General features: G+C 63.4%; 7 protein-coding genes. 4 read left to right on the plus strand and 3 right to left on the minus strand.

Features of this window, described 5'->3' with window-relative positions; translation table 11 throughout:
- Window positions 1–13: 13 nt before the first annotated feature.
- Together B3397_RS19125 and B3397_RS19130 are read right to left on the minus strand one after the other, a co-directional pair.
- A complete protein-coding gene (locus B3397_RS19125) occupies window positions 14–1897 on the minus strand; it encodes a TRAP transporter large permease subunit (RefSeq protein WP_296253144.1) in 1884 nt (627 codons plus the stop codon).
- Window positions 1894–2925 (minus strand): TRAP transporter substrate-binding protein, encoded by a 1032-nt coding sequence (locus B3397_RS19130; protein WP_296253146.1) that lies wholly within the window; start codon window positions 2923–2925, stop codon window positions 1894–1896. Before B3397_RS19130 ends, B3397_RS19125 begins: the two co-directional genes overlap by 4 nt.
- Before the next feature lie 402 nt (window positions 2926–3327).
- On the opposite strand from B3397_RS19130, the gene B3397_RS19135 reads away from it, so the two are divergent.
- From B3397_RS19135 to B3397_RS19150, 4 genes are read left to right on the plus strand one after another with little or no spacing between them, the layout of a single operon-like run.
- Window positions 3328–4497: an acetyl-CoA acetyltransferase gene (locus B3397_RS19135; RefSeq protein ID WP_296253148.1), complete on the plus strand. Its 1170-nt coding sequence runs from the start codon at window positions 3328–3330 to the stop codon at window positions 4495–4497.
- Complete coding sequence (locus tag B3397_RS19140; RefSeq protein WP_296253150.1) at window positions 4494–6068, plus strand: acyl-CoA synthetase; 1575 nt, start codon at window positions 4494–4496, stop codon at window positions 6066–6068. The genes B3397_RS19135 and B3397_RS19140 overlap by 4 nt, the downstream gene beginning before the upstream one ends.
- Window positions 6068–6619, plus strand: a complete 552-nt coding sequence (locus B3397_RS19145) for a hypothetical protein (RefSeq protein ID WP_296253152.1) — start codon at window positions 6068–6070, stop codon at window positions 6617–6619. The genes B3397_RS19140 and B3397_RS19145 overlap by 1 nt, the downstream gene beginning before the upstream one ends.
- Window positions 6616–7026, plus strand: coding sequence for a PPC domain-containing DNA-binding protein (locus B3397_RS19150; RefSeq protein ID WP_296253153.1), 411 nt, complete (start codon window positions 6616–6618; stop codon window positions 7024–7026). Before B3397_RS19145 ends, B3397_RS19150 begins: the two co-directional genes overlap by 4 nt.
- A 115-nt stretch (window positions 7027–7141) precedes the next feature.
- On the opposite strand, the gene B3397_RS19155 is transcribed toward B3397_RS19150, so the two are convergent.
- Window positions 7142–7287: HAD family hydrolase (locus B3397_RS19155; protein WP_414704412.1), on the minus strand; the 146-nt coding region annotated here is incomplete at its 5' end.

Below are 7287 nucleotides of genomic sequence, written 5' to 3' on the forward strand. Positions count from 1 at the left end.
GACCAGGCCTCTCTTATAGGAAACCGATGGAAATCCAGGGGAAACAGGCAACGATCACCAATGCCACCACCAACGCCCCCAGGTAGCCCCAGACGCGGCGAATGACATGGTCGGACGAAGTCTTGCTGATGGCGCAGGCGGCATAGAAACCTACGCCCAAGGGTGGCGCGAACAGGCCGATACCCATGGCCAGAATCACCACCATGGCGTAGTGCACCGGGTGGATGCCGAGCATCTCGGCCAAGGGGAACATCAGCGGCCCGAACAGCACGATGGCCGGTATCCCCTCCAGCACACTGCCCAGCACTAGGAAGGTCACGATGGTGACGATCATGAAGCCGATGGCGCCGCCAGGGATCTCGCTGATCAGGTCCACCAGGTTGGCCGAGAAGCCTGATTGCGTCAGCGCCCAGGCCATGGCCGAGGCCATGCCGATGATCAACAGAATGGCGCCGGACAACGCTGCCGCCTCGATCATCATCGGGTACACCTTGCGAAACTCGATATGGCGCATGAACAGGTGCATCACCAGGCCCACCAGCACCACATAGGCCACGCCAATGGTCGAAACCTCAGTGGCCGTGGCCGCGCCTTCCAGTACGGCCACGCGAATCAGCAAAGGCAACGCCAGGGCCGGCAACGCGACCATGAAGGTCTTGGCCACCACCGACAGCGGAGCGCGCTTGATGTCCGGGATCGCTTCCTTGCGTGAACGCCACCAGCAGACGATGGCGATCACCACGGTTGCCACCACCGCCGGCATCAAGCCACCAATGAACAGTGCAGTGATCGACACGCTGCAGACCGCGCCGATGGTGATCAGCACCAGGCTGGGGGGAATGGTTTCGGTCATGGCCCCGGTAGCGGCCAACAGAGCCGCCAGCTCCTCAGGCTTGGAGCCGCGCTTTTTCATTTCGGGAAACAGCGCCGGCGCCACTGCTGCCATGTCGGCGACTTTCGAGCCGGAGATTCCCGACACCAGAAACATCGCCCCCAACAGCACGTATTGCAGACCGCCACGAACGTGGCCCAACAGCGACCCCATGAAATCGATCAAGGTCCGCGCCATGCCCGACAGTTGCAGCACCACGCCGAGCAGCACGAACAGCGGCACAGCCAGCAGCACCATGTGCGACATGCCCTCATCCATTCGCCCGACCACGATGGACAGGGGGGCATGGGTGGCCAGCGCCAGGTAGGCCATAGTGGCGGTACCGAAGGCAAAAGCGATGGGAATGCCGCCGAAGACACAGGCTCCCAGCAGCACCAGGAAGAACACCACCAGGTTGTAGTTGCCGATCTCGGCCAGCAGCGGTTGCGCCAGCCACAACGCGCCGGCCACCACGGCCACCACCGCCACCCCGGCCAGGAACTGGCGCAAGGTGGAATAGCGCGCCATGCGCGCCACTGCCGCCAGCAACATCAGCACCGCGCCGGTGGGCAAGGCGGCAGCGCGCACGCCATCGGGAATGCCCAGGGCTGGGGTGGTAATCGCCATCTGTTCGTGGGAATGGATCATGGCCGGGGAGATGATCATGGCCACGAACAGCACCACGATCAGCGCAGACAGGGTTTCACTGAACCCCCGCCAGGCCAGCGGCAACTTGTTCACCAGCGCCGACATGCGCATGTGTTCGCCGCGATCCAACGCCAGGACGGCGCCGAACATCGCCAGCCAGATGAACAGCGAGGACGCCAGTTCGTCGGTCCACACCAACGGGTTGTGCATCACGTAACGGGAGAACACCCCGGCGAGCAGCACGCCTGTCTCGATCAACATCAAGGCGACCGCAAGCGCCTCCACCACACGCATTGTGCAACGGTTGAGGCAGGTAAGCGCCCGGGCCGGCAGGCGCATTGCAGCAGTGGAGGCCGGCAGCGCCGGGGCGCTCATCATGCCAATTTCCCCGAATACTTCTCCAGGATCGCCCAGGCCGAATCACCGAAGGTCTTGTGCCAGTCGCCGTAGTAGTTGGCGCTGCGCAGTTTCTCGCGGAACGGATCGGGCGCCGCGTCCACCAGCTCCAGACCCTTCTCCTTGAGGGTGTCGCGGATGCTGCCCTGCAGGGCCGCGAGGTCAGCGCGCTGGCCGACGATGGCGGCATCGATGTGCTTGCGCACCACGGCCTGCACGTCTGCCGGCAGGCGGGCAAAGGACTTGCTGTTGCCCAGCATCCAGAAGCCATCCCATACATGGTTGGTCAGCGAGCAGTATTTCTGCACCTCGTAGAGCTTGGCCGAGGACACCAGGGTCAGGGGATTTTCCTGACCCTCGACGATGCGCGTCTGCAGGGCCGAGTACACCTCGGCGAAGTTGATGCTGGTGGGCGCCGCGTCGAAGGCCTTGAAGATCGACATGATGATCGGGCTGGGTGGCACCCGCAGCTTCATGCCGACCAGGTCTTCAGGCTTGGCCACCGGGCGGGTACTGGTGGTGGTGACGCGGAAGCCGTTGTCCCAGATCTTGTCGAAGGCGAACAGGGTTTCGGTCTTGGCGATCTCGCCGCGCACATGGGCGCCGAGGTCACCGTCCATGGCGCTCCAGACCTGGTCGTAGTCCTTGAAGGCAAACCCGACGGCGCTGATCTGCACCGACGGTACCAGGGTGCCGAGAATCACCGGCGACAGGGCGAACAGATCGACCGCGCCGGAACGCACCTGGGCCAGGGTATCGGTGTCGCTGCCCAACTGGCTGCTGGGGAACACCTGAATCTGTACCGCGCCGTTGGTTTCTTCCTTGATGGCCTTGGCCATCTCCCGCGCCCGCACGTTCATCGGATGGATCATGGGCAGGTTGTTGGCAAACTTCAGTTTGAAATCGGCTGCCTGGCTCCTGGGGCTGTACAAGCCGATGCCGGTGGCAGCGAGCGCCGCCGAGGCAAGGGTGGCCGTCTTGATGAAACTGCGGCGCGAGAAATCGCTCATGTAGCTCTCCTGACCTTATTGTTGTTATTCGCCTGTCTCGGCGATGGGATAGCGGTGCACTGTCGATGGATAAAGCAAATCGGGTGCCACCCCTATCCGGTCCTCGGCAAATAGCCATTGCCAACCAGTGGAAAGCGCTCAAGTGGCTGATTCTCGGACACTAAATCGAACTTGTTTGAATGGTTCAGACGCTGGCGTGGAGGGCTCATCGCTCGCGCCCCTGTTACAGGTGTCTCCCAAAAAGTGTCGCCCTACCCCGTCCAGGGCGACACCTGTCGAACAGTGCTACCGCCGCCACGTAACAGTGAGGCCACGGCCCAGAGGGTTCGCTCGAGGGTTTTGGGCGTTGGCACCGCTCTTGCTACCGACCCTTGCAAACAACATCAAACGAGGAAACACCTCATGGCATCGCCTGTCATTACCGGTTGGTATCACTCCCCTTTCGGCAAGTTCGACCAGCTCGATCCGGAACAGATGATGGCCGATGCCGCCCTCGGCGCCTTGCAGCACGCCGACATCGCCCCCGAACAGATCGATTCGGTACACGTAGGCCATTTCAACGCCGGTTTCCTCTACCAGGATTTTCCGTCGGCGCTTCTGGCCAACCATATTCCGGCCCTGCGCTTCACCCCCTCGGTGCGTGTCGAAAACGCCTGCTCGACAGGCTCTGCCGCCATCCATTCGGCGCTGCAAGCGGTGCTCAGCGGCCAGTCCAGGCATGCCCTGGTGGTGGGCTTCGAGAAAATGAACACACTGCCCACCGCGCAGGTGGGTAAGATTCTGCTCAAGTGCTGCTACGCCAAGGAAGAAGCCGACATCGAGGGCGGATTCGCCGGGGTTTTCGGCACCATTGCACAGACCTATTTCGACCGCTATGGCGACCAGTCCGACGCACTGGCCATGATCGCCGCGAAGAACCACGCCAACGGCACCCTGAACCCCTACGCGCACATGCGTCGCGACTTCGGCTATGACTTCTGCCGGCAGCCGTCGGAGAAGAATCCCTTCGTCGCCGGCCCGCTCAAACGCACGGATTGCTCGCTGATCACCGACGGCTCGGCGGCACTGGTGATCAGCCGGGACGACCTGGTGGGCGGTCGTGCTCATGCCGTGCGCTTTCGCGCGGCGGTGCAGGTCAACGACTACCTGCCACTGTCACGCCGTGACCCTACCGTGTTCGAAGGCGCGGCCCGTGCCTGGCAGCAAGCGCTGGGCCAGGCCGAACTAGGCCTGGATGACCTGTCGCTGGTGGAAACCCACGACTGCTTCACCATTGCCGAACTGCTCGAATACGAGGCCATGGGCCTGGCAGAACGCGGCCAGGGCGCAAGGGTCATCCACGAGGGCATCAGCCGCAAGGACGGCCGCTTGCCGATCAACCCGTCAGGGGGGCTCAAGTCCAAGGGCCACCCGATCGGGGCCACAGGCGTGTCGATGCACGTCATGGCGGCGATGCAGCTCAGCGGTCAGGCCGGCGAAATGCAGCTGGCCAAGGCCGACCGCGCTGGGGTGTTCAACATGGGTGGCGCGGCGGTGACCAACTACGTGAGCATTCTGGAGCGCGCGCAATGATCGGCATCGACAACGTGATGAACCTGGGTGAGATGCTCAACCAGATCGCGCGCCGCTACCCGGAGGCGCCGGGCTTCATTCGCGGTGACCGGGTGCACAGCTGGCAGGAGATCTCCCGGCGGGTGGACAGCGTGGCGTCGGCGCTGCGTGCCCGAGGGCTGGTCAAAGGCGACCGCCTGCTGGTGCATTCGCGCAACAACCTGGAGCTGTTCGAGAGCGCCTGGGTGGCCTTTCGTCTGGGCGTGGTGTGGGTACCGACCAACGTGCGCATCACCCCGCCGGAAGCCGCCTACCTGGGCAGCTCCAGCGGTGCAGTGGCGATGCTGTATGACCAGGGTCTGGCCCACTACGTGGACGCCGTGCGCGAGGCGTCGCCGGCCTTGCAACAGGTGATTGCGATTGGCGAGCCGCGCGAGGGCGAGCTGGGTTACGGGCAACTGCTGGACGAAGGCGCTGCGCACTACAAGGCTTTCAAGCCTGCCGAAGTGACCTATCACGACCCGCTGTGGTTCTTCTACACCTCCGGCACCACCGGCCACCCCAAGGCCGGCGTACTCAGCCACGGGCAGATGGCATTCGTGATCAACAACCACATTGCCGACCTGATGCCCGGCCTGAGCCAGCATTCGCGCTCGCTGGTACTGGCGCCGCTGTCCCACGGCGCCGGTATCCATGCCCTGGTCAACGTCGCCCGCGGCGCCGCGTGCGTGCTGCCTGCCGGTGACAAGCTCGATTGCGACGAAGCCTGGCGGCTAGTGGCCGAGCATCGGGTCGACAATCTGTTCACCGTGCCCACCATCGTCAAGATGCTCACCGAGGACCCGGCCGTCGATCGTCACGATCACAGCAGCCTGCGCCACGTGATCTACGCCGGCGCGCCCATGTACCGCGCCGACCAATGCCACGCCTTGCGCAAGCTGGGCAAGGTGCTGGTGCAGTATTACGGCCTGGGCGAGGTGACCGGCAACATCACCGTATTGCCCGCCGATTGCCACGACGCCGAGGAATCGTTCGCCAAGGTTGGCAGTTGCGGCTATCCGCGCACCGGCATGCAGGTGGCCATCCTCGACGACGCCGGCAACGAGCTGGACACCGGCGTCGACGGTGAAATCTGCGTGCGGGGCCCGGCCGTATTCAGCGGTTATTACAACAACCCCCAGGCCAACGCCAGTTGCTTCAAGTTCGGCTGGTTTCACACCGGCGACCTGGGCCATGTCGATGAACAGGGCTACCTGTTCATCACCGGGCGCGCGTCGGACATGTACATTTCCGGCGGTTCCAACGTCTACCCGCGGGAGGTCGAGGAAGCGCTGCTCACCCATCCTGCGGTCAACGAAGTGGCCGTGCTGGGCCTGCCCGACGAGAAATGGGGGGAATGTGGCTGCGCGGTGATCGTTACCACGGCAGAAGTCAGCGACGAGCAGTTGCTGGCCCATCTGGAACCGCGCATCGCTCGCTACAAATGGCCCAAGCGCTTCGTGCGCTGGAGCGAGATGCCCAAGTCGGGGTACGGCAAGATCGTCAAGAAACAGATCCGCACACTGCTCCAAGAGCGCGAGGAGTTAGCCTGATGATTCCACATTTCGAACAGCGCGACGGCGTCCGCGTTTTCATTCATGGCGGCGTACCCCAGGCGCCACGTCGGCTGGACCTGGAAGTGGCCAATGGCGAGGAACTGCGCATTGTCCTGCCGCTGGCCAGCAACGTCAGCGAGGGGTTGCTGACGGCGCTCAAGGGGCGGCGCTATGGCAGTGCCGTGGGCCGCATCCTGTGCGGTGGTGCGGCGCACTTGAGCTATCACCGCATGGTGGTGACCGAGAATGCCGAGCGACCTTACGACTACGGTGCCCCCGTGGTACTGGACGGCTACATCACCTTCATCAGCGGCGCCATCACGGTGGGCAAGGACGCTCAGGGTGAGCCCCTGTTGCACTGCCACGCCGGCTTCCTGGACCGCGATGGGCGCCAGCACGGCGGCCATCTGGTCCTGAACAAACTGGTGGTGGGCAGCGAGAACCTGGTGATCCGCCTGTGCCTGTTCGACCAGGTCGCCTACCAGGCGCAGCCCGACGGTGAAACCCACTTCAATCTGCTCCACCCGGTACATCAGGAGGCTTCATGAGCGACGCGGCAGTGATCGAACCCAGTGTGCAGGATTCAGTGGTGCAGAGCGGCCGGCTGGGCCGCCTGGTGATTGCCCGGCTCAAACCCAACGAGGACATCATCGAGAGCGCCGAAGCGTTGTGCAGCAGCTATGGCATTCATCTGGCGGTGATTCGTGGCGGGCTCGGCAGCTTGATCGATGCGCAGCTCAACTACCTGGGGCGCCATGGCATGAAGACCATCGATGTGCCGGGGCCAGGGGTGGAGATTCTAAGCATCAGTGGCGAGATCGCCACCGGGCAGAGTCGATTGCAGGCGGTGGTGGCGGACGCCGATGGCAATATATTCGCCGGGCGGCTGGAGCGAGGGAGGAATTTGTCGTTCATCACGGTGGAGATGACGTTGCAGGAGTGGTTGCCGGATTGAGGGTGGGGTGTGGCTGGGAGCTGAGATTTGTGGTGGATGGTCCCCTCACCCCAGCCCTCTCCCTGGGGGAGAGGGAGCTAAAAGCAGATGGTGCGAATTCGGGTGATCGGCGCCCTTACCCTCGCAACGAAATCTCTTTCCACCCTCGCCGCTTCGCTTCTTCCTGCAACCGCGGATCAGGGTCCACCACCACCGGGTTGGCCACCTGCTCCAGCAGCGGCAAATCATTCATCGAGTCGCTGTAGAAGTAGCTGTCCTGCA

The sequence above is a fragment of the Pseudomonas sp. UBA4194 genome, assembly GCF_002379585.1.
GTDB lineage: Bacteria > Pseudomonadota > Gammaproteobacteria > Pseudomonadales > Pseudomonadaceae > Aquipseudomonas.

Bases quoted from the DNA above. Each gene is read 5' to 3' on its own strand.
- B3397_RS19140 (WP_296253150.1), top strand. From the start codon at position 4,494: ATGATCGGCATCGACAACGTGATGAACCTGGGTGAGATGCTCAACCAG.
- B3397_RS19130 (WP_296253146.1), bottom strand. From the start codon at position 2,925: ATGAGCGATTTCTCGCGCCGCAGTTTCATCAAGACGGCCACCCTTGCC.
- B3397_RS19145 (WP_296253152.1), top strand. From the start codon at position 6,068: ATGATTCCACATTTCGAACAGCGCGACGGCGTCCGCGTTTTCATTCAT.
- B3397_RS19150 (WP_296253153.1), top strand. From the start codon at position 6,616: ATGAGCGACGCGGCAGTGATCGAACCCAGTGTGCAGGATTCAGTGGTG.
- B3397_RS19125 (WP_296253144.1), bottom strand. From the start codon at position 1,897: ATGATGAGCGCCCCGGCGCTGCCGGCCTCCACTGCTGCAATGCGCCTG.
- B3397_RS19135 (WP_296253148.1), top strand. From the start codon at position 3,328: ATGGCATCGCCTGTCATTACCGGTTGGTATCACTCCCCTTTCGGCAAG.